The sequence below is a fragment of the Stenotrophomonas sp. AS012628 genome, from assembly GCF_010608305.1.
Lineage (GTDB): Bacteria > Pseudomonadota > Gammaproteobacteria > Xanthomonadales > Xanthomonadaceae > Stenotrophomonas > Stenotrophomonas geniculata.
Map to the genome: position 1 here is coordinate 138,316 of NZ_VMBJ01000002.1, position 24,215 is coordinate 162,530.

20 protein-coding genes and 1 tRNA gene are annotated in these 24,215 nt (G+C 67.0%); 9 read left to right on the top strand and 12 right to left on the bottom strand.

Going from position 1 to position 24,215, the window contains the following annotated elements; all coding sequences use genetic code 11:
• The first annotated feature begins 4 nt into the window (after positions 1-4).
• From tolB to queC, 5 genes are all read left to right on the top strand, one after another.
• On the top strand, positions 5-1,324 hold the full coding sequence (tolB, locus tag G5A07_RS02205; RefSeq protein WP_049411092.1) for a Tol-Pal system beta propeller repeat protein TolB: 1,320 nt from the start codon (positions 5-7) through the stop codon (positions 1,322-1,324).
• Between the two features lie 64 nt (positions 1,325-1,388).
• Positions 1,389-1,907: a peptidoglycan-associated lipoprotein Pal gene (gene pal, locus G5A07_RS02210; protein ID WP_005410748.1), complete on the top strand. Its 519-nt coding sequence runs from the start codon at positions 1,389-1,391 to the stop codon at positions 1,905-1,907.
• A gap of 3 nt (positions 1,908-1,910) precedes the next feature.
• Positions 1,911-2,729, top strand: coding sequence for a tol-pal system protein YbgF (ybgF, locus tag G5A07_RS02215; protein WP_010481611.1), 819 nt, complete (start codon positions 1,911-1,913; stop codon positions 2,727-2,729).
• A gap of 176 nt (positions 2,730-2,905) precedes the next feature.
• Positions 2,906-3,607, top strand: coding sequence for a 7-carboxy-7-deazaguanine synthase QueE (gene queE / locus G5A07_RS02220; RefSeq protein ID WP_010481613.1), 702 nt, complete (start codon positions 2,906-2,908; stop codon positions 3,605-3,607).
• A 78-nt stretch (positions 3,608-3,685) separates the two neighbouring features.
• The gene (gene queC / locus G5A07_RS02225; protein WP_005410745.1) at positions 3,686-4,351 is read left to right on the top strand and encodes a 7-cyano-7-deazaguanine synthase QueC; all 666 of its coding nucleotides are present in this window, start codon (positions 3,686-3,688) and stop codon (positions 4,349-4,351) included.
• 63 nt (positions 4,352-4,414) lie between these two features.
• On the opposite strand, the gene G5A07_RS02230 is transcribed toward queC, so the two are convergent.
• Positions 4,415-5,413 (bottom strand): DUF2268 domain-containing putative Zn-dependent protease, encoded by a 999-nt coding sequence (locus G5A07_RS02230; RefSeq protein WP_191862566.1) that lies wholly within the window; start codon positions 5,411-5,413, stop codon positions 4,415-4,417.
• Positions 5,414-5,591: 178 nt separating this feature from the next.
• On the opposite strand from G5A07_RS02230, the gene G5A07_RS02235 reads away from it, so the two are divergent.
• Positions 5,592-5,667, top strand: a tRNA-Lys gene (locus G5A07_RS02235).
• Between the two features lie 76 nt (positions 5,668-5,743).
• On the opposite strand, the gene G5A07_RS02240 is transcribed toward G5A07_RS02235, so the two are convergent.
• Positions 5,744-6,061 carry a hypothetical protein gene (locus G5A07_RS02240; RefSeq protein ID WP_191862568.1) on the bottom strand — a complete coding sequence of 106 codons (318 nt, stop codon included), beginning with the start codon at positions 6,059-6,061 and terminating at the stop codon, positions 5,744-5,746.
• A 78-nt stretch (positions 6,062-6,139) separates the two neighbouring features.
• Positions 6,140-6,430, bottom strand: coding sequence for a hypothetical protein (locus tag G5A07_RS02245; protein ID WP_191862570.1), 291 nt, complete (start codon positions 6,428-6,430; stop codon positions 6,140-6,142).
• Between the two features lie 281 nt (positions 6,431-6,711).
• Here G5A07_RS02245 and G5A07_RS02250 point away from each other — a divergent pair, with 281 nt between their 5' ends.
• A complete protein-coding gene (locus G5A07_RS02250; RefSeq protein ID WP_191862572.1) occupies positions 6,712-7,551 on the top strand; it encodes an alpha/beta hydrolase-fold protein in 840 nt (279 codons plus the stop codon).
• A gap of 82 nt (positions 7,552-7,633) precedes the next feature.
• Positions 7,634-8,572, top strand: coding sequence for an alpha/beta hydrolase-fold protein (locus tag G5A07_RS02255; protein ID WP_191862574.1), 939 nt, complete (start codon positions 7,634-7,636; stop codon positions 8,570-8,572).
• Positions 8,573-8,648: 76 nt separating this feature from the next.
• Here G5A07_RS02255 and G5A07_RS02260 read toward each other — a convergent pair whose 3' ends face one another.
• Both G5A07_RS02260 and G5A07_RS02265 read right to left on the bottom strand, forming a co-directional pair.
• Positions 8,649-9,071, bottom strand: a complete 423-nt coding sequence (locus tag G5A07_RS02260; protein ID WP_191862576.1) for a response regulator — start codon at positions 9,069-9,071, stop codon at positions 8,649-8,651.
• Positions 9,072-9,163: 92 nt separating this feature from the next.
• Complete coding sequence (locus G5A07_RS02265; protein ID WP_191862578.1) at positions 9,164-9,931, bottom strand: CPBP family glutamic-type intramembrane protease; 768 nt, start codon at positions 9,929-9,931, stop codon at positions 9,164-9,166.
• 150 nt (positions 9,932-10,081) lie between these two features.
• Here G5A07_RS02265 and G5A07_RS02270 point away from each other — a divergent pair, with 150 nt between their 5' ends.
• The gene (locus G5A07_RS02270) at positions 10,082-10,390 is read left to right on the top strand and encodes a zf-TFIIB domain-containing protein (protein WP_191862579.1); all 309 of its coding nucleotides are present in this window, start codon (positions 10,082-10,084) and stop codon (positions 10,388-10,390) included.
• Between the two features lie 86 nt (positions 10,391-10,476).
• Here the strand turns inward: G5A07_RS02270 and G5A07_RS02275 are convergent, their stop codons facing one another.
• From G5A07_RS02275 to G5A07_RS02305, 7 genes are all read right to left on the bottom strand, one after another.
• Complete coding sequence (locus tag G5A07_RS02275; protein ID WP_191862581.1) at positions 10,477-10,989, bottom strand: GNAT family N-acetyltransferase; 513 nt, start codon at positions 10,987-10,989, stop codon at positions 10,477-10,479.
• An 81-nt stretch (positions 10,990-11,070) separates the two neighbouring features.
• Positions 11,071-12,096, bottom strand: a complete 1,026-nt coding sequence (locus G5A07_RS02280; RefSeq protein WP_191862583.1) for a copper resistance protein B — start codon at positions 12,094-12,096, stop codon at positions 11,071-11,073.
• Entirely contained in the window at positions 12,093-13,901 is a 1,809-nt protein-coding gene (locus G5A07_RS02285) for a copper resistance system multicopper oxidase (RefSeq protein ID WP_191862585.1), read from the bottom strand. The genes G5A07_RS02280 and G5A07_RS02285 overlap by 4 nt, the downstream gene beginning before the upstream one ends.
• A 73-nt stretch (positions 13,902-13,974) precedes the next feature.
• The gene (locus G5A07_RS02290) at positions 13,975-14,355 is read right to left on the bottom strand and encodes a CopL family metal-binding regulatory protein (protein WP_191862586.1); all 381 of its coding nucleotides are present in this window, start codon (positions 14,353-14,355) and stop codon (positions 13,975-13,977) included.
• A gap of 130 nt (positions 14,356-14,485) precedes the next feature.
• Entirely contained in the window at positions 14,486-16,291 is a 1,806-nt protein-coding gene (gene recQ / locus G5A07_RS02295) for a DNA helicase RecQ (RefSeq protein WP_191862588.1), read from the bottom strand.
• Positions 16,292-17,001: 710 nt separating this feature from the next.
• Positions 17,002-20,529 carry a hybrid sensor histidine kinase/response regulator gene (locus G5A07_RS02300; protein WP_049435243.1) on the bottom strand — a complete coding sequence of 1,176 codons (3,528 nt, stop codon included), beginning with the start codon at positions 20,527-20,529 and terminating at the stop codon, positions 17,002-17,004.
• 96 nt (positions 20,530-20,625) lie between these two features.
• A complete protein-coding gene (locus tag G5A07_RS02305) occupies positions 20,626-24,171 on the bottom strand; it encodes an ATP-binding protein (protein WP_029379839.1) in 3,546 nt (1,181 codons plus the stop codon).
• Positions 24,172-24,215: the final 44 nt, after the last annotated feature.

Sequence of the window (24,215 nt, forward strand, 5' to 3'; positions counted from 1 at the left end):
CTCCATGAAAAAGATGCCTCGCTGGCTTGCCGTGTTTGCGGCCCTGTTGCTGCCCTTTGCTGCCGTCGCGCAGCAGAAGGGGCTGGATATCGACATCATCGGCGGCAATGCCTCCGCGCTGCCGATCACCATCGTGCCGATGCCCTACCAGGGTTCGGCGGCTGCACCGCAGACCGACGTCGCTGGCGTGGTCCGTGCCGACCTGGAGCGTTCGGGCCAGTTCCGCACGCTGCCGGAAGCGCAGATCGTCGAGAAGCCGGTGCGCGGCGGCGACATCCAGTTCGCCACCTGGCGCGCGCTGAAGCAGAACTACATCGTGGTCGGCCGCGTGCTGGATGCCGGTGCCGGCGCCTACCGGGTCGAGTACGAACTGTTCGACGTGCCCAAGGGCGAGCGCCTGCTGGGCTTGGCGATGACCGCCCGTGGCAATGCCATGCGCGACGTCGCCCACCAGATGGCCGACGCCATCTACGAGAAGATCACCGGTGTGCGCGGCGCCTTCTGGACCCGCATCGCCTACGTGACCGCCAGCGGCAAGGGTGATGCCATGCGCTACGCGCTGATGGTGGCCGATTCCGACGGCTTCAACCCGCAGACCATCGTGCGCTCGGCCGAGCCGCTGCTGTCGCCGTCGTGGAGCCCGGATGGCAGCAAGCTGGCCTACGTCAGCTTTGAGCGTGGCAATTCGGCCATCTACATCCAGAACATCGGCACCGGTGCGCGCGAGCTGGTCACCAGCTTCCGTGGCATCAACAGCGCTCCGGCGTTCTCGCCGGACGGCCGCAAGCTGGCCCTGACCCTGTCGCGTTCGGGCAACCCGGAAATCTACGTGATGGACCTGGGCAGCAAGCAGCTGACCCAGCTGACCAACCACTTCGCCATCGATACCGAGCCGACCTGGGCGCCGGACGGCAGCGCGGTGTACTTCACCTCCGACCGCGGCGGCCGTCCGCAGGTCTACAAGGTCGGTGCGGGCGGCGGCAGCGCCGAGCGCGTGACCTTCCAGGGCAACTACAACGCCAAGCCCTCGGTGTCCTACGATGGCAAGAAGATCGCCGTCGCCCAGGGCTCGGGCAACAGCTACAAGATCGCGATGATGGACAGCTCGCTGGGTTCGCCCCGCTGGAGCACGCTGTCCCCGGGTTCGCTGGATGAATCGCCCAGCTTTGCGCCCAACGCAAGCATGGTGCTGTACGCCGCCCGCGAAGGTGGCCGTGGTGTGTTGTATGCCGTTTCGGCCGATGCGCGGGTTCGCCAGCGCCTGGTCCTGGCCGATGGTGATGTGCGCGAGCCGGCATGGTCCCCATACCGTACCCAGCGCTAAAAGAGTGTTAATATTTTCGCTGTCTTGAACCCCTCATCGGCCTAGGAGCCACAAAGGTATCGCCATGAACAAGTCCACCCGCGTTCTGCTTGTTTCCCTGCTGTCTGTGGCCGTCCTGGCCGGTTGCTCGAAGAAGGTGAAGGAAGAGCCGGCAGCCCCGGTTGACACCGGCACCTCGACCACCACCCCGACCGGTCCGTCGACCTCCGGCCTGTACGGCCCGGGCGACCTGGACACCGACGCTTGCCTGCGCCAGCGCGTTGTCTACTTCGACCTGGACAAGGAAGACGTGAAGCCGGAATTCCAGGCCATCATGGCTTGCCACGCCAAGTACCTGCGTGACCGTCCGTCCTCGCGCATCACCCTGCAGGGCCACACCGACGAGCGCGGTTCGCGCGCGTACAACCAGGCCCTGGGTGAGCGTCGTGGCAACGGCGTCAACTCGGCCCTGCAGGCCAACGGTGGCTCGGCTTCGCAGCTGACCGTCGTGTCCTACGGTGAAGAGCGTCCGGTCTGCACCGAGTCGAACGAGTCCTGCTGGTCGCAGAACCGTCGCGTCGAAATCGTCTACACCGCGCAGTAATCCATGCGCATTGGCATCAAACTGATGCTGGTCGTTGCGGCAGCCCTCGTGGCTGCCGCACCGGCGCATGCACAGCGACAGAGCCTGGCCGACCGCGTTGGCGCGATCGAGCAGCAGATGTACAACAACAGTGCCAACCAGGACCTGTTGAACCAGATCAATCAGCTGCGGCAGCAGGTCACCAGCCTGCAGGCCTCGATCGAGCAGTTGCAGCACGACAACGCCCAGCTCAAGCAGTCCGCCCAGGACCAGTACCTGGATCTGGACAGCCGCCTGAACCGGTTGGAAGGGGGCAATGCCGCCCCGGCCCTGCCGCCCGTTCCGGCGAGCGCGCCGAAGGCCGCACCGGCTCCGGCAAAACCCGCAGCGGCGGCCACTTCCGAGCGGCCGCCTTCCGTCCATGGTGATGCCGGCAGCCTTGCCGCCACCGGCGACGAGCGCACCTCCTACAACGTCGCCTTCGATTCGCTGAAGGCCGGCAAGTACGATGACTCGGCGCAGCTGTTCCTGAGCTTCCTGCAGTTGTATCCGAACGGCGTCTACGCGCCGAACGCGCTGTACTGGCTGGGCGAGAGCTACTACGCCACCCGCAATTTCCCGATGGCCGAGACCCAGTTCCGTGAACTGCTCTCGCGCTATCCGACCCACGACAAGGCCGCTGGCGGCCTGCTCAAGGTCGGCCTCTCGCAATACGGCGAGGGCAAGGTCGACCAGGCCCAGCAGACGCTGGAGACCGTCGTGGCGCAGTACCCTGGCTCGGACGCCGCGCGCACCGCGCAGGACCGTCTGCAGTCCATCCGCCTCGGCAAGCAGATCCGCTGATCCGCTGACCGGGCGTACAATGGGTGCCCTGTAGAGCCGAGCCCATGCTCGGCTGCTTTCGTTTCCGGACCGGCAAACCCGTCCGGTTGCTGTTGTAGAGCCGAGCCATGCTCGGCTGCTTTCGTTACCGGCCACGGTAGCCCACCCGCCACGTGTCCCACCAAGAAGTGCCCGCCATGACCGCCGTTACCCCATCCAGCGCCGCCGCCACGCCCAGTGAGATTGTGCAGTCGCCCCTGCCACGCCTGAAGATCACCGAGATCTTCACCTCGCTGCAGGGCGAAGCCGATACCGCCGGCTGGCCGACCGTGTTCGTGCGCCTGACCGGCTGCCCGCTGCGCTGCCAGTACTGCGACACCGCCTATGCCTTCCATGGCGGCACCTGGTGGGACATCGACGACATCGTGGCCGAGGTGCTGGCCCAGGGCGTGCGCCACGTCTGCGTGACCGGCGGCGAGCCGCTGGCGCAGAAGCGTTGCCTGGTGCTGCTGCAGAAGCTCTGCGATGCCGGCATGGACGTTTCGCTGGAGACCTCCGGCGCGCTGGACGTCAGCGCGGTGGACCCGCGCGTATCGCGCGTGGTCGACATCAAGACCCCGGGTTCGGCCGAAGTGGCGCGCAACCGCTGGGACAACCTGCCGCTGCTGACCGCCCGCGACCAGATCAAGTTCGTCATCTGCAGCCGCGAGGATTACGACTGGGCCAAGTCCCTGCTGGCCGAACACGATCTGGTCAAGCGCTGCACGGTGTTCTTCTCGCCCAGCAAGGGCGAGATCACCGCGCGGCAGCTGGCCGACTGGATCGTTGAAGACCGGCTGCCGGTGCGCTTCCAGATGCAGTTGCATAAAATCCTGTGGAACGACGAGCCGGGCCGATGAGCCCGCGCAGCGTTCCCTGATGTAGCTCCGGCGCGGGACAGCGTGCTGGCTTTCCCCTCCCAACCGGACGTTTTTCCCATGAAGAAGGCAGTCGTGCTTCTCTCCGGCGGCATGGATTCAGCCGCCGTCATCGCCATGGCCCAGGAACAGGGCTTCGCCGTGCATGCCCTGAGCGTGCGCTACGGCCAGCGCCACACCTCCGAACTGGATGCCGCCGCCCGCGTGGCCAAGGCCCAGGGCGTGGTCGCGCACAAGACCGTGGACGTGGACCTGCGCAGCATCGGCGGCTCGGCACTGACCGACGACATCGACGTACCCGAGGCCGGCGGCGCCGGCATCCCGGTCACCTACGTGCCGGCGCGCAACACCATCATGCTGTCGCTGGCGCTGGGCTGGGCCGAAGTGCTCGGTGCCAATGACATCTTCTGCGGCGTCAACGCGGTGGATTATTCCGGCTATCCGGACTGCCGCCCCGAGTTCGTGGCCGCGTTCCAGGCGCTAGCCAACCTGGCCACCAAGTCGGGCGTGGAAGGTGCGGGCATCAAGGTACACGCGCCGCTGCAGTTCCTCAGCAAGGGCCAGATCGTCAGCGAAGGCGTGCGCCTGGGCGTGGACTTCGGCCTGACCGTGTCCTGCTACAACGCCGACGCCAACGGCGCCGCCTGCGGCCACTGCGATGCCTGCCGCCTGCGCGCGCAGGGTTTCGCCGAAGCCGGCGTGCCGGACCCCACGCTGTATGCCTGAGGTGATGGGGCTGATGCCCCAATGGTGGGTGCGAACCGTTGGTTCGCACTCTCTGTCCCGGCGCTACCAGCGGCTGGAGTCTGGTAGTGCCGGCCGCTGGCCGGCAGCCTCATCAGGCAACCACCCCGATGCCTCGATGAACGCCCGCACCGCCCCCGCATCGGCATAGTCCAGCTCGATCATCCGCGCGATCCCCGCCTTCTCATCAGCCTGCTGTCGCATGTACTCCTGCGCGATGCGATACCCGGCGTAGTACCCCACATCACTCACCCCGAACGGATTTCGGCCGTTGTTGTACAGCCAGTTGTCCAGGTCATCGCCGTCCATTTCAGCGACAAAACGCGCGCGGATCTCCTCCTCGTGCGCGGGCCCGTAGCTGTACAGTGGCAACGCCGGCCGACGCCCACTCAGCCGTTCGGCCACATACTCCGCCACGCCTTCGCGCACCGCGTACTGCGCCAGGCTGCCGGTAGTCTCGCGCTGCTGGGTATGCACGTACTCGTGCAGGTTGTTCTGCGCGTTGTTCGCCCCCGGACGGCTGTCGTAGAAGATCCGCAGGCGATCGCGCATTTTCGCCGGCAACTCGCTCACGTCCACGCGCTCATCGCCCAGCGCCATCTCCGCACCGATCAGCACCTTGTCACCCAGCGTGGTCCCGCCAGTACGCAGCACGCCCACGGCATAGGTGATGGTGGCCGGGCGCAGGGCGGGGTAGAGCGTGCGGAAGGCGGCCAGGTCCCGCTCCAGAGTGGCGCTGGCCTGCTGCGCGTTGGCGGTCAATGGGCGTACCGACGTCCAGAAGCGCGGCCACGCGCGCATGGCCTCGGCGTATTCGCGGGCGGTATAGTTGCGCACCTGCATCAGCGCATGCAGGCCGGGGCTGCCTGGATCGATGTAGCGCTCCTGCACGAGTGCGACCTGGCGTTCAACGTCGGGCTCGGCGCGTACCGCGTCATAGGTGGCCCAGAAGCGGCCGATGTCGTCGGTGACGACCTGGGGCGGGGCGGCCAGTGCCTTGCAGGGCAGCAGCAGGGCGGCAACGAGGCAGAGGGGCAGGCGCATCCGTGGCTCCGGGCAGGAATCACAGCTGGGATGCGCGTGAGGCCCGGAAGGTTTAAGCGGGTTCGCCAGATCGGGTAGTGCCGGCCGCTGGCCGGCATCCTCGACACGCTGGGGTTTCACCCGGCCCGCCAAAGTAGGGTAGAATGCCCACCCCGCCGAAAGGCTGGGGCAGTGCAATGGGCCGTTAGCTCAGTCGGTAGAGCAGAAGACTTTTAATCTTTTGGTCGAAGGTTCGAATCCTTCACGGCCCACCAATTGCATCCAATGACCCAGGTCATTCAGAAGGGCACCGCAATGCGGTGCCTTTTTTGTTGCGCTTCTCCACGGCAACTACTTCGTCCGCGCAGTCTTCGCTTTAGCCGCCGCCGCGTCAGCAGCCTCCTGTGCGGCCGTTGCTGCTGCATTCGCAGAACGTGCCGCCTCCGCTCTTGCCGCCTCGAAATAGGTGAGCCGCTGCAGACTGGTTCTGCGTTCCAGTTCCATTGCTGCGGCGAAGCTCTCCGGATGCTTTGCAGCACAGGCCTCCTGCACCAGTTGCACGGCACGATCAGACAGCCCGGGCTGGATGTTGCCGAGCAGGCAATCGGCATACGGTACGGGCGCGGCCGAGCTGGCAGCCAGCGCGACAATGAGCAGGGCGCTCAACATGCAAACCTCCTTGTAGGTTTCAAAGGGACTGGCAACCAGTCCGTCCCAAGTATGGACCGGATCTGGGTGCAACGGCGGCTACGCCGGCCGGATATCCCGGCACACCAGTTCCGCCAGCCCGCGGCAGGCGAAGAACAACCCATCGATTAGCCCCTCATCCAGATGGCGGTCGGGCGTGGCCATCGACCGGCAGCGTTCCGCGGCGTGCAGCATTTCCGCCACGGTCAACATGCCAACGGCGGCACGCTCCGCGTGTGCCATCGCCTGTTCCCGCCCGGGCGGCAGATCGGTTTCCGGCCAGGGCAGGCCGTCGGCGCCGTCGCCATCGCGGATGCGCTTGAGGCATCCCCAGAATGCGCGTCCACGCATGGCGTGGATCTACTTTCGCCTGAGAACAATCGCTGCGATGACGGCTGCGATGCCGACCGGGATCAGGACGACCGCCAGAAGAATGATCCAGTGCTAAATGCTGAATCCCCCATGTCCCAACTCCTTGGAGGAAACGATGAATGTTAGCAAACGCGATTGCAGTCATCTCCCGATACAGTTCAAGCATCGCGCAGCGCCGTAGCATACGTGCAGGCATGCCGAATCGGCCGACGCCTTGGCCTTGGCGTTATGCTCGGCACTTTCCCAGGATGGGCCGCCCCATGCGTCTGATCGTGCTGTCGCTGTTGTTGTCCGCTGTCTCCGCCGCGCCGCTGATGGCTGCAGAAACCGCGCCGCCCGCTGCCGCCTCGCCTTTGGCCATCGGCGAGACCTTCACCATCGGGTCGAAGGCGCTGGGCGAAACCCGCCGCATCAATGTTTACCGCCCGCAGCCGTGGGGCCTGGATCCGAAGGCGCCGCTGCCGGTGCTGTACATGGCCGATGGCGGCATCGGTGAGGACTTCCTGCATGTGGCCGGGCTGGTGCAGGTGCTGAGCGGCAACGGCAGCATGCGTCCGTTCCTGCTGGTTGGCATCGAGAACACCGAGCGCCGCCGCGACATGACCGGCCCCAGCAACGACCCGCAGGACCGGAAGATCGCGCCGCGCATTGGTGGTTCGGCGGCCTACCGCGCGTTCCTGCGCGAAGAGCTGATGCCGCAGGTGCGCCAGCGCTACCCGACTACCGACGAACGCGCGCTGATCGGTGAATCGCTGGCCGGCCTGTTCGTGGTCGAGACGCTGCTGCAGGAGCCAACGTTGTTCAACAGCTACATCGCGCTGGACCCCAGCCTGTGGTGGAACCGTGGCGCAATGCTGGCCGGCGCAGCCAAACAGCTGCCGGCGGTGACGCGTGCGCAGCCGCGCGTATTCCTGGCCAGCAGTGGGCAGCCGGAGCTGGCCGCATCCACTGCACGACTGGCCGAGTTGCTGCAGCAGGCTTCGCCGTCGCCGCTGGTGAAGTACCTGCCGTTGCCGGAAGAAACCCACGCTACGATCTATCATCCGGCCGCATTGCAGGCGCTGCGCACACTGTTCCCGGCGCCGCCGGCCTCGCCCTGACCGCACTGGCAGCCGGTTGCGCACCATGCAAGGATGCGGCAGCGGCGCCATCCGGTGCGCCGCCCGCAATGGGAGCGTGTGGATGCAGCGTGTGCGTGGATGGAGTGTGGCGGCCTGCCTGGCCGTGAGTGGCTGTGCGCTGTCGGTGGCGCCGCCGGCAGCGCACAGTGAAGCGAAGGAGAGCCCGGCCGCCGCTGTGTCGGGCGTGGTGCTGCCGGATACCGAAGCGCTGCGCGTGCACGATCCGATCGGCCGCGATTATCCGGTCTGGGTGGCGTTGCCGGCCGACTACGCCGCACATCCGGAAAAGCACTATCCGGTGCTGTACGTGACCGACGCGCTGTACAGCTTCCCGCTGGTGCGCAGCGTGCGCAACCTGGTGGGCCAGAAGGGTGTCAACCTGGAGGATTTCATCCTGGTCGGGCTGCCGCCGCAGGAAGGGCTGACCTCCAAGCAGAGCCGCTCGCGCGACTACACGCCCAGCGACCCGGCGCGTACCGATCCGCGTGATTACAGCGATGACGTGAGCTACGGCGGCGCGGCGCACTATCGCGATTTCCTAGCTGGGCAGGTACTGCCGATGATCGATGCGCGCTACCGCACCGATCCGGCGCGGCGCGCCTATGCGGGTCATTCCTATGGTGGCCTGTTCGGCGCCTATGTGCTGACCACGCGCCCGGATATGTTCCGCACCTACATCCTGTCCAGCCCATCGCTGTGGTTCGACGACCATCGGGTGCCGCGCATGCAGGCCGAAGCCAAGGCGCCGGCGCAGCCGACCACGGTGGTGCTGTCGGTGGGCAGCTTTGAAACGGTCAAGCCCGAACCGCGTTATTTCACCCGCAACGACATGCTGCGCCACAACGCAGAATTCGCCGAGCAGCTGCGCAGCAGCGGGCGATCGTTGAAGGTGGAGAACATGGTGATCGATGACGAGGATCACCTCACCGTCTACCCGGACACGATCACCCGTGCGCTGCTGAAGGTGTTCCCGGGTAGCGGGCCGTACAGCAGCGGTTGATGATGGGCGCCATCCACGCATGGCGTGGATCTACAGGGCCATTGCAGTAGATGCACGCCATGCATGGATGAACGCCTCAGGCCGCCTGTGCATCCGGCCCGGTCAATACGCCCACATCGGCATGCCGGAAGCACAGCCGGATGGCGTCGAGCAGCTCGCTCATGTTGTACGGCTTGGGCAGGAAATGGATGCCGTCGCGCAGCTGCGGCAGCACCTGGTGCTGGTCCATGCCCGACGTCACCAGGATCGGCAGCTGGGGATACAGGCCGCGGACCCGGTTGGCGGCTTCAATGCCACTGATTGCCCCCAGATTCACGTCGGTGAACAGCAAGTCGAAACGCTCACCGGCGGACAGTAGGCCCAATGCCGCTTCGGCAGAGCTCACGCCCGCCACGTGGCAGGCCTGGCTTTCCAGCGCCAGTCGACTCAGTTCGCGGGTTTCCTCGGCGTCCTCGATGAGCAGGACGCGGGGTTCGACGTGGCGCTTGGACAGCAACATGACGCGACAACTCCGGACAGCAACGGTGAAATGGCGCGCAAGTATGCGCAAGCCAGTAGTGATCCCGACGTGCACGGCAGGCTAAGCGGGCGTTACAGGCTTCTCTGGCGCCGGAGCCGCACGTGCCAGGCCAGCACCGCGACCGCGAGCAGGGCGGTGCCGACGCGCAGACCGGTGGCCTGCCAGCCCAAAGCAACGGCGTCGTCGAGGCTGAACACATTCCAGGCCAGGTTCATCGAAACGTGCAGGGCCAGGCCGCACCACAGCGTGTCGCCGTCGAGGTGGTCGAGCCAAGCGAAGATGAAGCCACCGAGGGCGATCACTGCGCCGACGAACAGCGCGATGCCGCCACCGTCGAACCCGCCGAAGCCGAGCCAGTGCACCATGCCGAACAGCAGCGCCTGCGGCAGTGCAAGCCATGGCCAGGGGCCGCGCACGATCTTCACCAGCAGCACGAAGCCCAGGCCGCGGAAGAGTACTTCCTCGGCCAGCGGGAACAGCACCGCCAGCATGGTGGCATCCAGTACGGTCAGTGCCTTGTTCGGTGTACCGAGCAGCGCCAGGCCCAGCCAGCAGGGCAGGCTGGCCAGCAGTACCCACATCGGGCCGCTCCAGCCGTTGCCGCGCAGCCCCAGGCTGGCCATCAGGCCCATCCCGCGTGGCCGCAGCAGCGCGGCCAGCAGAAGTGCCACGAGCACGGCCAGCGCGTTGTCGAGCAGGCTGCCGCCGTAAGCAATGGGCAAGGCGGGAATCGGCGTGCCTGCGGCGGCTGCGATGTCGCGCAGATTCAGGCCAACGCCAACGCCGAACAGCACCAGCAGCAGGCGCGCGGCGCTGGGCCGGCGGGACAGGACGGTCATGCACGCACTCCCTGCGGAACCAGCTTGCAGTGTGGAAGATGGCGAGGGACGCTGGCACGCGCCGGAAGTCCCTGTGCCATCGGTCACGCGTTGCCGCACAGTCATCGCGGTGCAGGTACAGTCGAAACCAGACCGACAGGAGCAATGCCGATGCTGTGCCCCGTGTGCAAGACCCAGACGCTGCAGATGGCCGAACGCCATGGCATCGAGATTGATTACTGCCCGAGTTGCCGCGGTGTGTGGCTGGATCGTGGCGAGCTGGACAAGATCATCGAACGTGCAGGCGCCGGTGCTGCAGTACCTCCGCCAGCGCCCGTGCAGGCTCAGCCGGCGTCCGCGCCGCCACCGGTGACGCACCGTGATACCCGCCACCTCGGCCAGCGCTACGAGGACAACCGTGGCCACGGCTACAAGAAAAAGAAGAAGGAGAGCTTCCTCTCCGAGTTGTTCGACTTCTAGGCGCTTCGCTCTCTGTAGAGTCGAGCCATGCTCGACTGGCTGTTGCCGCCAATAGCCGAGCATGGCTCGACTCTACAAAGACGTGATCACGGCCGCCGAAGGATAAACTCGCGGTCGTGGGTATCGCCGACGATGAAGTCGTACTCGCCCACTTTGCTGCAGCCATAGCGCGCGTAGAAGCGCTGCGCGCCGAAGTTCTCCTCCCAGACGCCCACCCACAGGGTGCGGCGGTGCGGCTGGTCCAGCCAGGCCATGAACGCGTCCATCAGGCGTGCACCATGGCCGCCGTTCTGGTGTGCGGCCAGGATGTAGAACCGCTTCAGTTCGATGTCGCCTTCGCGGGCCTCGGCATGCGGCAGGGTGTTGGCACCAGCAGCCAGGTAGCCGACCACGTTGTCGCCGTCCACCAGCAGCCAGATCGCGCTGCGCGGGTCGGACAGTTCGGCGCGCTGCGGTTCGCTGCTGTAGTGCGCCTGCAGGAAATCCTGCAGCTGCTGCGCCGGGTACGAGTCGCCCCAGGTTTCGTTGTAGGTGGCAATCGCGATGGCCGACAGGGCGTCGACATCGGCGAGGGTGGCGCGGCGGATCTGCAGCGACATGGCGGAGCCTGCATTGGAACGTGGCGCAGTGTAGCCGGCCCCGGCGGCTGCCGGGGCTGGCCACTGCTCACGAACCGCTGCTCAGAACCACATGCGCACGCCCGCCACCCAGCGCGTGTCGCGTGCGTGGTCGCCAGCATGATCGGCGGTGTCGCCAAACGTGCGCTCGTGGCTGATGCCGATGTATGGCGCGAAACGGCGGCTGAACTCATAACGCAGGCGCAGCCCGGCTTCGACCTTGTTCAGTCCGCGACCAATGCCGTACTCCGGCTCATCCTTGGCTGCGACGGTGGCTTCCAGCAGCGGCTGCAGGATCAGGCGGTTGGTCAACAGCACGTCGTACTCGACCTCGGCCTTGGCCAGCACCTGGCCACCGGAACCCATGTACAGCGTCGCCGAGCTTTCGAACTTGTACGGCGCCAGGCCCTGGATGCCGATGGCCGCCCAGGTGCGCGAGTCGGCCGGCCGGAAGTCCTGGCGCACGCCGATCAGCACGTCCCACCACGGCGATACGCTGCGACCATACAGTGCTTCCAGTGACGACGATTCCGTGCTGCCGCGGCTGCGTTCGCCATCGGTGCGCAACCACAGGCGGTTGATGTTGCCACCGATCCAGCCGGTGGCCTCCCAGGCCTGGCCGGTGCTGTTCTTGCCGTCCCAGTGTTCGAGGCGATCGATCAGCAGCAGGCTGTTGATCTGTGGTGCATGCTCCATCGCACCATGCGCGATCGGAGGGAAGGCGGCAGCGCGGTCGGCATCGGTGGGAACCGGGATCGGCTCGCGCGGTTCGATCGGTGCGGGCGTGCCGTGACCCATGGCGGCGTGATCCATCGTGGAATGGTTCATCGCCGCTGGCTGCATCGCGCCATGGTCCATCTTCGAGTGGTCCATCGTGGAGTGGCCCATGCCGGCCTGACCCGCCGCACCCATGTTCATCTTCGAATGATCCATCTTCGAATGATCGACCGGTTCGGCCGGGGTCTTCGCGGTCTTCGGCGGCGAGTCCATCGTGCCCATGTCATGCCCGGCATGCGACTGCGCGAACACCGGCAATGCGGTGGCCAGGCCCAGGGCCAGCAGGCTGGGGGAAAGCAGTGAGCGGCTCATTCTTCGATCCTCACTTCGCGCATCATGCCCGCTTCCATGTGGTACAGCAGATGGCAGTGGTAGGCCCAGCGACCGAGCGCATCGGCACGCACGCGGTAACTGCGGCGGGTGCCGGGTGGCATGTCGATGGTGTGCTTGCGCAGCTGGAATTCGCCCTGCGCGTTCTCCAGATCACTCCACACGCCGTGCAGGTGGATCGGGTGCTGCATCATGGTGTCGTTGACCAATACGATGCGCATGCGCTCGCCGTAGTTCAGTCGCAGCGGCTCGGCGCTGGCGAACGGAATGCCATCGAACGACCAGGAGAACTTCTCCATGTGGCCGGTCAGGTGCAGCTCGATCTCGCGGCTCGGCTTGCGGCCATCGGGGTCCTCGAACAGGCTGCGCATCGCGCCGTAGGTGAGTACCTGGCGACCGTTGTCGCGCAGGCCGATGCCGGGGTCGTCCAGCTTCGGTTCGGTAGCCGAACTCTGCATGTCCACCAGCGGGTTGTTGCGCTCGCTGGGCGGGTGCTTTGGCGCCTTGCTGGCGGCATCACCGCCGCCATGCGCACCGTGGCCCATGCTGGCGCCGCAGCCGCCTTCCATGCCCTTCATCGCGGTCATGTCGTGCCCGCCATGACCGCCACCGCCCATGTCATGCCCCATGTCGCTCATGGTCAGCAACGGGCGCGGGTCGCGTGCAGGGATCGGCGCCTGCAGGCCATGGCGTACCGCCAGCGTGCCGGCAGCGAAGCCGGTGCGGCCCATGTCCTGGCAGAAGATGGTAAACGCGTCCTGGCCGGTGGGCTCGACCAGCACATCGTAGGTTTCGGCGGGAGCGATGCGGAACTCATCGATGCTGACCGGATGGATGTACTGGCCATCGGCGGCGACCACGGTCATCTTCAGGCCGGGAATGCGCACATCGAAGTAGGTCATCGAGGCGCCATTGATGAAGCGCAGCAGTACCTTTTCCCCGCTGCGGAACAGCCCGGTCCAGTTGCCGGCTGGCGCCGTACCGTTCATCAGGTAGGTGTAGGTGTGCGCGTTGATGTCGGAGATGTCGGTGGGCGTCATGCGCATCCGGCCCCACATGCCGCGGTCGGACAGCGCGGCCGACCAGCCGTCACGCTTCGCATCGCGCAGGAAGTCGGGCAGGGTGCGCTTGTAGTAGTTGTCGTGCTCGGCAAGCTTCTTCATGCGGCGGAACAACGCACCCGGGTCCATGTCGGTCCAGTCGGACAGCAGGATCACGTGCTCGCGGTCGTGGTGGTAAGGCGCTGGCTCGGCCGGATCGATGATCAGTGCACCGTACAGGCCGGCCTGCTCCTGGAACATCGAATGGCTGTGGTACCAGTAGGTGCCCGACTGCTTCAGCTGGAAGTGGTAGTGGTAGGTCTCGCCGGGGCCGATGCCGTTGAAGCTCAGGCCGGGCACGCCGTCCATGTTGGCCGGCAGCAGGATGCCGTGCCAGTGGATCGAGGTCGGGTGGCGCTCCAGCGTGTTGCGCACGAACAGGTCCACGGTCTGGCCTTCGCGCCAGCGCAGAATCGGTGCCGGCAGCGATCCGTTGACGGTGATCGCCGGGCGGGTGCGCCCGGTGAAGTTGGCCAGCGATTCGCCGATGGCCAGTTCGATGCGGGTATCGCTGAGCACGGCCGGGGCGCCGGCCAGGCGCGGGGCGGCCGTGGCGGCGAGCGTACGCTGCGGCACGCCGACAGCGGCGATGCCGGCAACCACTCCACCGGCGGCCAGGCCCTGCACGAACAGGCGGCGCGACGGCATGGGCACAGCGCCCGGACCGGGGGGAATGCGGGTATTCATGGTGGTGACTCCAGACACGTAAAGATGCCGGCAGGGGCCGGCTACGGTGCGCAGGCGCACGATGCGTGTGGAATCAGCCGATGGGAGGGCGTGAGATCGGCGGCAGCGGCGGCGCCGGCCGGCCAGTGGCCGGCATCGGCTGCGGCGCCAGCGACAGTGCCGGGCCCGCCAGATACGGCAACGGCTGCACCACCAGCAGCGGGTGCTGGGCGCAACTGCGCACGCAGTCCTTGATCTGGCAGTGGGCGTCGTGGGCGGGGGCCTTGGACTGCGGGGCCTCGTCGGCCTGCATGGCGGCGTGGTGGTGGCAGTCGGCATCGCCGCCATCAAGGGCGGCTACCGCGTGGGCCATCCGGCCCATTTCCTCGTGACCACTGGCCATGGCCGCGTTCAGCCCGTTGAGCAGCAGGCTGAGCATGAGCACGACACGGAGCAGGGTCGAGGCGAGGGACATGGCGCTAATCTAGCCGCAAGCGGCCGTGGATGCACTTCCGGCTGAATGGCCGGTTCAAGGTTGGACCTGCACCAGTGTAGAGCCGAGCGCACGGTTGGCGATGGGGAGGCGCCTGGCGAGGCGCCCGGCGCTACCCTTCTTCGCGCACGATCTCGACCAGGCGCGGGCCGTAGCGGCTCAGCTTGGTGCCGCCGATGCCGCCGACCCGGGCCAGTTCATCCAGGCTGGTCGGGCGTTGCTCGGCGATGTTGCGCAGGGTGCTGTCGTGGAAGATCACGAAGGCCGGCACGTTCTGTTCGCGGGCCAGTTCGGCACGCAGGCCGCGCAGCGCGTTGAACAGGGCCAGATCCTGCGGCAGTACCGACAATCCGGTGCGTTGTGCGCTGCGCTCGCGTCCGCTGGTGCTGCTGGCCGGGTCGCGGCGCATGCTGATCTGGCGGCGGCCGGTCAACACGTCACGGCTGGCATCGGTCAGGCGCAGGCCGCCGTGGCCCTCGCTGTCCACTTCCAGCAGGCTGGCGGCCACCAGCTGGCGGAACACGCTGCGCCAGGTGCGCGCATCCAGGTCGCGGCCGATCGCATAGGTACTGAGCTTGTCGTGGCCCTGCTGTTTGACCTTCTCGTTCTCGCTGCCGCGCAGAATGTCGATCAGGTGGCCGACGCCGAAGCGCTGGCCACTGCGGTAGACACAGCTCAGCGCCTTCTGCGCCGGAATGGTCGCATCCCACGAGGCCGGCGGCGTCAGGCAGTTGTCGCAGTTGCCACACGGCTGGGGATAGGTCTCGCCGAAACCGGCCAGCAGCACCTGGCGGCGGCATTGCATGGATTCGCAGTAGCCCAGCAGGTGGTCGAGCTTGCCCCGTTCCAGCTGCTTGCGTTCTTCGCCCGCCTCGGATTGTTCGATCATCTGCTTGAGCAGGACCACGTCGCCCAGGCCGTAGCACAGCCAGGCTTCGGCAGCTTCGCCATCACGACCAGCGCGGCCGGTTTCCTGGTAGTAGCCTTCCATCGACTTGGGCAGGTCGGTATGCGCCACGAAGCGCACGTCCGGCTTGTCGATGCCCATGCCGAAGGCGATGGTGGCGCACATGACGATGCCGTCCTCGCGCAGGAAGCGGCGCTGGTTGTTCGCGCGCACCTCCGGCGGCAGGCCGGCGTGGTAGGGCAGGGCGTTGAAGCCCTGGCCGCACAGGAATTCAGCGGTCTCCTCGACCTTGCGCCGCGACATGCAGTAGACGATGCCGGCCTCGCCACGGTGGCCGCGCAGGAAATCGGTCAGCTGCTTGCGGGCGTTGTCCTTCTGCACCACGGTGTAGCGGATGTTGGGGCGGTCGAAGGAGCTAACGAAGTGGCGCGCTTCCTGCAGATCCAGACGCTCGGCGATCTCGCGCTGGGTCGGCGGGTCGGCGGTGGCGGTGAGCGCGATCCGCGGAATCTGCGGCCAGCGCTCGTGCAGCACGGTCAGCTGGCGGTATTCCGGGCGGAAGTCGTGGCCCCACTGCGACACGCAGTGGGCTTCGTCGATGGCGAACAGGGCAATCTGACTGCGTGACAGCAGCGACAGGAAGCGGCCGGTCAGCAGCCGCTCGGGGGCGACATAGAGCATGTCCAGCTCGCCGGCCAGCAGCTCGCGTTCGACGCGGCCGGCGGTCTCGGCATCCAGGGTGGAATTCAGGTACTCGGCACGAACGCCGAGCTGGCGCAGGGCTTCGACCTGGTCCTGCATCAGCGCGATCAGTGGCGAGATGACGATGCCACATCCGTCACGCAGCAGGGCCGGCACCTGGTAGCACAGCGACTTGCCACCGCCGGTGGGCATCAGCACCAGGGCATCGTGACCGGCAGCCACATGCTCCACGATGTCCTGCTGGGGACCACGGAAATCGTCGTAACCAAAGACGCGTTGAAGCAGGTCGTGCGCGGGACGGGAAGCCATCGCGCTAGTTTACCCCGGCGGGGGAGTCGGCAGGGCTGCGCCCTGCACCTGCAGAAGCCTTCAAGCCAGAGCAACGTCAAAGGCAGCAGCCGGCTCTGGGGTGTCTGCTGGTTGGGCGGGGCGGTGTGGGCTTGCAGGACACGCCGTAAACCCGTCCATGGGGGCTCGATGGCGCCATCCATGGCGCCAACGGTCCTGCAAGCCCACACCGCCCCACCTCTGACAGATTTTCGCGATCGGGTAGATCCACGCCGTGCGTGGATGAGCGTCCATTGAAATCGAACATTTCGATATCTGTGAGATTTGAGCCGAGCATGGCTCGGCTCTACACAGGGCGCCGGCAGCTCGCGAGAATCTGTCAAAGGCGGGGTGGGTCCGGTTGCGGGGGCGTGAGCCGCATGGGTCGGGCGCATGCGCCCGACGGGTTGGGCAGGACGCCCAACCCCGGTCTTGCCGTGTGCGCAGGAAAGCGCACACGAGCAAGCGGCGACCGAGCTTACATGGGTGAGGGCGCTTTGCTTGCGAAGCACTGCTTCGCAAGCGCCCGAACGCACAGCCGCCAGCGGCTGGGCCGGGCCCCGGAGGGGGACTTGCAGCGTCCCCCGTAACCGGACCCACCCCGCCATCCCACAGGAAGCCAGCTTTTGCTTCGGCGGTTGCTGTTGCTCCGGCTTGCAGCAGGTACAGGGCCGCAGGCCCTGTCGAACCCCCTACCGCCCCATGACCCTGGCGATCGCTTCCACCAGCAGCTCACCGGTCACCGGCTTGCGCAGGAAACCGCCGATGCCGGCCGCTTCCACCTGCTGCTGCAGGTCCGGATCGGTCCGCGCGGTCACGGCAAGCAGCGGCAGCATGTAGCCCTGGTTGCGCAGGTGCTGGGCCAGCTCGAAGCCACTCAGGCCCGGCAGGTCAAGATCCAGCAGGCCGACGTCGAAATCACCGGCGCTGATCTCGCGCAGTGCCGCCAGCGCATGCCCCGCATGCACGACCTCGTGCCCGCGCGCACTCAGCAACCCGCGCACCACGTCGGCCACGGTCGCATCGTCCTCCACCAGCAGTACCCGCAATGGCGGCATGTTCGCCGCGTCCTCGCGGTGCGTTTCACCATCTGCTTCGGCATTGGCATCGACCACCATCGGCAACGGCAACGTCACGCCGAAGCAGGTGCCGCGACCGAGTTGGCTCTCCACCTGGATGCGCCCTTGCATCGCATGCGCCAGTTCGCGGCAGATCGCCAGGCCCAGGCCACTGCCGCCGTACTGGGCGGCGGTACGTGCACCATCGGCCTGCTCGAAGCGGCGGAACAGGCGTTGCTGCTGCTCCTGGCTGATGCCGGGGCCGGTGTCGCGCACCTCGAAATGCAGCGATCGCAGCTCGGCGTCGCCGCGCGCGTGCAGGGTGATGGTGCCGCGGCTGGTGAACTTGACCGCATTCGAGAGCAGATTCAGCAGAATCTGCCGGACCCGCATTGCATCGCCGGTGGCCTGCAGGCCGGGGGGCAGCTGGTTGTCGAGGGTGAAACGCAGGCCCTTCTGCGCCGCCAACGGCCCCATCAGCGCGGTCAGGTCCTGCAGCAGGCTGCTCAGTGCGAACGGCTTGTGCTGCAATTCCAGACGACCCGATTCGATCCGCGCAAGGTCCAGCGCATCGTTGACCAGGTGCAGCAGGTGCTCGCCGGCATGGCGGATCGATTGCGTATAGCCGCGCTGCTGCGGATCCAGAGGCGAGGACAGCAGCAGCTCGCTCATGCCCAGCACACCGGTCATCGGCGTGCGGATCTCATGGCCAAGGTTGGCCAGGAAGCGGGTCTTGGCCGCCGACGCCTGTTCGGCCAGCTCCTGCTTGTGCAGCGCCAGCTGATAGGCGTGGCGACGCTGCAGGCGACGACGGTACAGCCAGGCGAACCAGCTGGTCAGCAGCAGCGCGAACGAGGCCAGCACCAGCAGGCCGGACAAGCTGCGCCACCACGGTGGCTGCACGCGGAATTCCAGGCTCTGCACCCGTGACCAGACATGGTCGGCCGATCGCGCCTGCACTTCCAGCCGATAGCTGCCCGGTGCCAGTCGCGAGAACAGGCGCTCACCGGCTGGTCCCACTTCCACCCAGTCCGGGTCGTAGCCGGCCAACCGGTAACGATAGGTATTGGACGCCGAATCGGCGAATGACAGCAGGCGCGCGACGATGCGCAGATCGCGGTCGCCATCGGCGATCTGCAACGGCGTGTCGTGGGTGAGGTCCAGCACCTGCTCGTTGCGGCGCACCTCCACCCGCTCGATCACCAGCGGCGCACGCCGCATCGAGGGCCGCACCTGCTCCGGGTCGAACACCACCACACCGGCCGGCGTACCCGCCACCAGATGGCCGTCTCCCGACATCACCAGCGTGTGCTCACGGAATTCCTGGCTCGGCAGGCCGTCGTGCACGCCATACAGGCGCACGCTCTGGCCATCGGCACCGATGCGCACCAGGCCACGCGCACTGGTTGCCCACGCTACCCCCTGGGCATCGACCACCAGTCCCGAGGCGGAGATCGCCGGGTAGCCCTGCTCGGCACCAATCACGGCCTGCCGCTCCAGCCGGCCCTGGCTCCAGCGGTAGCGCGACAGGCGGCCATCCTCGGACAGCCAGACCTGGCCATCGCTTCCCACGTGCAGAGCATGGATCGCGGTCGCCGGTGCACCCGGCACCGGCTGGAAACGCTCGCTTTCCGGCAGCCACTGCAGCAGGCCACGGCTGCTGGCCAGCCAGATATGGTCCTGAGGCCCGCATTCCACGTCGAGATTGAGCTGGCCCTGCTGCAATCCGCGCTGGCCATTGTCCAGCTGGCGCCGCAGGCGCCCATCCAGATCGCGCTGCTGAAGACCCGCCGACAGCATCAGCCAGAGACTGTCACCATCACAGGTCATCATCGATTCGATGACCCCTTCCATGGTCGCGTCGGCGCCGGCATCCCGGCCCCAGCGGCGCAGATCACGCCGCTTCGGGTCATAGCGCAGCAGTGCGTCGTTGGAACCGATCCAGACCTGGCCGCGGCGATCCTCGCGCACCGAGGTCAGCCAGTGCATGCCGTTGACCCAGGTGCGATGCTGTTCGATGCTGCCGGTCTTCGGATCGAAGCGGTCCAGCGCGCCGTGGCTGCCGACCGTCCAGATGCCGCCGTTGCTGGACGGGCTGGTACCCAGCACGAAAGCGTTGCGCAGCGAGCGGGGGTCGTCCTCCAGCCGCGACAGCACCGAGAACTGCCACCAACGCGGCAGCAGGTGCCAGAGGCCGGCGTTGGTGCTGGCCAGCCAGATACCGCCCTCGCGATCCTCGTAGGCGCCGGTCCAGTTCGGGCGCACCGGACCACGCGCCACGGCGCTGTACAGGGGCACGGCCTGGTACTGGCCATCGACCGCCCGGCCAAGGCCGGTGCGGGTGTCCAGCCAGTGCCCGCCCTGCTCGTCGCGCAGCATCATGCCCAGCACCTGTTCGCCTTCGGGCAGCTTCCAGGACGGCGCCTCGAAACGACCGTCGGGGCGACGCACGACGGCACCGGCCATCGTGCTGATCCAGAGGCTGCCATCGGGCTCGGCCGTCAGGCCATTGATCAGCTGGCTGGGAACGATGCCGGCACCGACCCGTTCAAAGTCTGTGCCGGTCCAGCGCGCGACGCCATGCTTGGTGCCGATCCACAGGCTGCCATCGGCCAGGGTTGCCAGGTACGGCACCGATGCGGCCGGCAGGCTGCGTGGGTTGTTCGCTTCGGGCAGGAAGCGCTGCAGCCGGTCCTGGTTGTCCAGGCGGTACAGACCACCTTCGTGGGTGCCGAACCAGACCGAACCATCCGGCGTCGTGGCCAGGCTCCAGACCGTGTTGGTGCCCATCAACGGCTGGCTGCTGCGGTCGTAGAAATGCAGCTGGCGGCGATCGGCCGACATCCGTACAAGACCGGCGTTCTCGGTGCCGATCCAGAGCTGGTTGCGGGCATCGACCAGCACCGTCCAGATGCGGTTGTCGCGCAGGCCGTCTTCCGAACGCCAGATCCGGTAGTTGCGCCCGTCGTAGCGGGCCAGGCCGTCGTTGGTGGCGATCCACAGGTAACCGTAACGGTCCTCGGCCATGCGGTTCACGGTATTGGACGGCAAGCCGTCGAACACCGTCACCTGGCGCGGGCTCGGTGGCACCGGCTGCGCCGCAGCGGGCGACAGGCAGCACAGGAGGACCAGCAGCAGCATCGCCGCCCGCAGATACACCACCGATTGCCTCCTCACGCTGCTTCTGATGATTCCCGCACTACGGGCGTCGGCATGGTAAACCGAAAGTCGCGCCGTTCACGCCCGGCACTGCCGCATTCAAAGGGTGGTCTGCCGTTTTGCGCGCGCTTGGGCAATGGCAGCCACCAGCATGTCACCGGTCACCGGCTTGCGCAGGAAGCCATCGAACCCGGCCGCCAGGACCTGGGTCTCAGCGTAGGCATCGGAGCGTGCGGTGACCGCCACCAGGGGTAGTTCATAGCCCATGGTGCGCAGCTGGCGGGCGATGGCGGTGCCGTCCAGCGCCGGCAGATCGAGATCCAGCAGGCCCACGTCAAAGCCATCGGTGGCGATCTCCGAAAGCGCGCCCAGGCCATGCAGCACGTGCACCACATCGTGCCCACGGCCACGCAGCAGGCCGGCGATGACCTCCGCCACGGTCGCGTCATCCTCCACCAGCAGGATGCGCAGTGGCGGCAGCATCGGCAGCACCGGCGATTCGCCCGGCGCATTGGTGGCCTGCCGGATCCAGGGTAGTGGCAACCACACCCGGAAACGCGCGCCCTTGCCCGGCTGGCTGTCCACTTCGATGCGTCCGTTCATGGCCACGGCCAGCTCCTGGCAGATCGCCAGGCCCAGCCCGCTGCCGCCATAGCGCGACGCAGTGCGCGGGCCGTCCGCCTGTTCAAAGCGATGGAACAGGCGGTCCTGCTGCTCGGCGTTGATGCCCGGGCCGGTGTCATGCACTTCGAAGCAGAGGCCGCCGCCATTCTCCTCCAGTCGCACGGCCAGGCCGACGTGCCCACGCTCGGTGAACTTGATTGCGTTGCCCAGAAGATTCAGCAGGATCTGCCGCACGCGCATCTCGTCGCCGCTGACGCTGACCGGCCCCGGCGGATCGCTCCCACGCTGGAACTCCAGGTTGCGCTGCTTCGCCATCGGCTGCATCAACGCCTGCACCTGGTCGAGCAGGCCGGCCAGATCGAACGGGCGCAGGTCCAGCTCCAGCCGGCCGGCCTCGATGCGGGCCAGATCCAGCGCGTCGTTGACCAGCCGCAGCAGGTGGCTGCCAGCCTGCTGGATCGAGCCTGCATAGCTGCGCTGCACCGCATCCAGCGGGGTGGCCAGCAGCAGTTCGCTCATGCCGAGCACACCGGTCATCGGCGTGCGTACCTCATGGCCCAGCGTGGCCAGGAACCGGCTCTTGGCCTGTGAGGCCTGCTCTGCCAGCTGCTGCTTGTGCACGGTCAACTGCCATTGCTGGCGGCGGCGCAGGCGCGCACGGATCGACCACACCAGGATAAGCAGCAGCAGCGAGCCGATCAGGAGGTAGCCGAAGATCGCCATGCCGCTGCGCCACCAGGGTGGCAGCACCTTCACCTGCAACTGCTGCGAAGGCGTCCACGCGCCACTGGCCGTGGCTGCCTGGACTTCAATGACGTAGCTGCCGGTCGGCAGCCGCGACAACGTGCGCTGGCCGTCACCGCCCTGCTCCACCCAGTTCTGGTCGTAACCCTGCACCCGGAAGCGGTAACGATTGCCCTGCGGATTGGCATAGGAAAGCAGTCGTGCATCGATCTGCAGATCACGATCATCCGGCCCCAGCAACAGCGTGCCGGTGGTCGGCAGTGGTTGCCAGCCACGGGCATCATCGCGCCGCACGCGGACCTCGGCGATCACCAGCGACGACGGCGGTAACACGGCGTCGGCAGCATTCACATCGAACACCACCAGGCCGGTCTGGGCCACCGCAAGCACGCGACCATCGGCATTCACCGCTGGCGGCCGGCTGGTGAACTCGGCATCGGGCAGGCCATCGCGTTCGTTGAACTGCTGCAGGCGGCGCGCCTTCGGGTCCCACCGCAGCAGGCCACGTGGCGTGGTCGCCCACAGGCGGCCATCTTCGGCCAACGCCAGTCCCCCCATGCTCACTGACGGCACGCCCGCACTGCCATCGATGCGCTGGATCAGGCGCAGGCTCATGCCATCCCACTGGTAGCGCTCGAGCGCGCCCTGGCGGGCCAGCCACAGCTGCTGTGGATCCACCCACACCAGATCGTAGATCAGCCCACGCGAAACGCCCGGCACCGCTTCGAAACGCCCGGCCTGTTCACGCCAGATCCCCATGTCGCCCATCACCCAGGCCTTGCCCTGGGCATCAAAGCGGATCTGCTCAACCGGTGAATCGGCCGTCTTGCGGAGATCCTCCAGCGGGAAACTACGCAGCACGCGGCCATCGGCGCTGCGCTGCTGCAGGCCCAGGTTCATCACCGACAGCCAGACCGTGCCATCGGGGGCCTGCCGCATCAGATCGATGCGCTGGCGCAGGTCGGCCCCTCCATCGATATGCCAATCGTGCAGCGCGCGGGTGGCCGGGTCGTACACGCTGATGCGGCCGGCACGCCCCAGCCACAGGCGCCCGTCCGGCCGCGGCAGCACCGACCACACCGCCCCGCTGCCGATCTCGCGATCGCTGGCCAACAACTTCAGCACTCCCTGCGCGTCCAGCTGGTACACGCCATGCGCTGAGCCGACGTAGTAATTCCGGCCATCACTGGCTGCACTCAACAGGTACTGGCTGTCCAGCGGCTTGCCGTCAAGCTGGTTCCAGATCGAAAACCGGCGCCAGTCCGGCGGCAGGTAGGCCAGGCCCTGGGTCAGCAGCGCCACCCACAATCCGCCCTCATGGTCCTGCATCAGATCAAGCACACCGCTCTGGGCAGTGAGGAAACCACTGCCACGGTCGCCGTCGAGCCGCCGCAGCATGCTGGCATCTCCGCGCAACAGGCCATCGGAGGTGCCCGCCCAGTAACCCCCCTGGCGATCGGCCAGCACCAGGGCCGAACGCAGGCGTGCACTGTCGGTCCAGCGCGGACGACTGACCCGGTCCTGCGCGTCGATACGGTAGAGGCCGTCGTTCTGGCTGCCGGCCCAGATCGAGCCATCGGGGTCGCGGCTCAGGCGCAACACACTCAGCGCCCCCAGTTCGCGCGGCGCGACAGCCTCGAACCCAGTGCCGTTCCAGCGCGCAATGCCCGCCTCGGTGCCGATCCACAGGCGCCCCTGCGCATCGACCAGGCTGCTGTAGATGGTATTGCTGGGCAACCCGCCAGGACGGGCCGGATCATGCTCGAAGAAGCGCAGGCTGCCGTCTTCACCGAAACGGCAGACGCCATGGCCACTGGTGCCGATCCACAGTGCATCCTCGGCGTAGGCCAACGTCCAGAACTGGCTCATGCAGGGGCCGTTGACCGCATCGAAGGTCTTGAAGTGCTCGCGGTCAGCATCCAGCCGGGCCACGCCCTTGCCATTGATGCCGACCCAGACGCGATCCAGGGGATCGACCAGCAGGGTCTCGATCTCGTTGCCGGGCAGCGATCCCGGCTGCTCCGGATCATGTTCCCAGACCCGCAGGCTGCCGCCGTCATAGCGCACCAGGCCACCATCGGTGGCAGCCCATATATGGCCCTGGCGGTCCTCGGCCAACGCCAGCACCATGCGCGAGGGCATGCCTTCGGCGGCACCGAAACGGCGCAGGCGCGGTGTTTCCGCCATGTCCAGGGCCGTGGCCGCCGTGGCGAACGCCATCAGCAGCAGCCCCATTCCCGCGATGCCTCGGCACCACCGGCGCCAACCGCTCGTCATCCTGAACCCCCTGTCCTGTCCCGATTGTCACACAGGGCCGGCTT

What these genes read in the sequence shown, in the direction of transcription:
- queC (WP_005410745.1), top strand. Translation starts at nt 3,686, where the DNA reads ATGAAGAAGGCAGTCGTGCTTCTCTCCGGCGGCATGGATTCAGCCGCC.
- tolB (WP_049411092.1), top strand. Translation starts at nt 5, where the DNA reads ATGAAAAAGATGCCTCGCTGGCTTGCCGTGTTTGCGGCCCTGTTGCTG.
- G5A07_RS02285 (WP_191862585.1), bottom strand. Translation starts at nt 13,901, where the DNA reads ATGAATACCCGCATTCCCCCCGGTCCGGGCGCTGTGCCCATGCCGTCG.
- G5A07_RS02280 (WP_191862583.1), bottom strand. Translation starts at nt 12,096, where the DNA reads ATGAGCCGCTCACTGCTTTCCCCCAGCCTGCTGGCCCTGGGCCTGGCC.
- queE (WP_010481613.1), top strand. Translation starts at nt 2,906, where the DNA reads ATGACCGCCGTTACCCCATCCAGCGCCGCCGCCACGCCCAGTGAGATT.
- G5A07_RS02265 (WP_191862578.1), bottom strand. Translation starts at nt 9,931, where the DNA reads ATGACCGTCCTGTCCCGCCGGCCCAGCGCCGCGCGCCTGCTGCTGGTG.
- G5A07_RS02245 (WP_191862570.1), bottom strand. Translation starts at nt 6,430, where the DNA reads ATGCGTGGACGCGCATTCTGGGGATGCCTCAAGCGCATCCGCGATGGC.
- pal (WP_005410748.1), top strand. Translation starts at nt 1,389, where the DNA reads ATGAACAAGTCCACCCGCGTTCTGCTTGTTTCCCTGCTGTCTGTGGCC.
- G5A07_RS02230 (WP_191862566.1), bottom strand. Translation starts at nt 5,413, where the DNA reads ATGCGCCTGCCCCTCTGCCTCGTTGCCGCCCTGCTGCTGCCCTGCAAG.
- G5A07_RS02255 (WP_191862574.1), top strand. Translation starts at nt 7,634, where the DNA reads ATGCAGCGTGTGCGTGGATGGAGTGTGGCGGCCTGCCTGGCCGTGAGT.
- ybgF (WP_010481611.1), top strand. Translation starts at nt 1,911, where the DNA reads ATGCGCATTGGCATCAAACTGATGCTGGTCGTTGCGGCAGCCCTCGTG.
- G5A07_RS02270 (WP_191862579.1), top strand. Translation starts at nt 10,082, where the DNA reads ATGCTGTGCCCCGTGTGCAAGACCCAGACGCTGCAGATGGCCGAACGC.
- G5A07_RS02240 (WP_191862568.1), bottom strand. Translation starts at nt 6,061, where the DNA reads ATGTTGAGCGCCCTGCTCATTGTCGCGCTGGCTGCCAGCTCGGCCGCG.
- G5A07_RS02275 (WP_191862581.1), bottom strand. Translation starts at nt 10,989, where the DNA reads ATGTCGCTGCAGATCCGCCGCGCCACCCTCGCCGATGTCGACGCCCTG.
- G5A07_RS02290 (WP_191862586.1), bottom strand. Translation starts at nt 14,355, where the DNA reads ATGTCCCTCGCCTCGACCCTGCTCCGTGTCGTGCTCATGCTCAGCCTG.
- G5A07_RS02305 (WP_029379839.1), bottom strand. Translation starts at nt 24,171, where the DNA reads ATGACGAGCGGTTGGCGCCGGTGGTGCCGAGGCATCGCGGGAATGGGG.
- G5A07_RS02260 (WP_191862576.1), bottom strand. Translation starts at nt 9,071, where the DNA reads ATGTTGCTGTCCAAGCGCCACGTCGAACCCCGCGTCCTGCTCATCGAG.
- recQ (WP_191862588.1), bottom strand. Translation starts at nt 16,291, where the DNA reads ATGGCTTCCCGTCCCGCGCACGACCTGCTTCAACGCGTCTTTGGTTAC.
- G5A07_RS02250 (WP_191862572.1), top strand. Translation starts at nt 6,712, where the DNA reads ATGCGTCTGATCGTGCTGTCGCTGTTGTTGTCCGCTGTCTCCGCCGCG.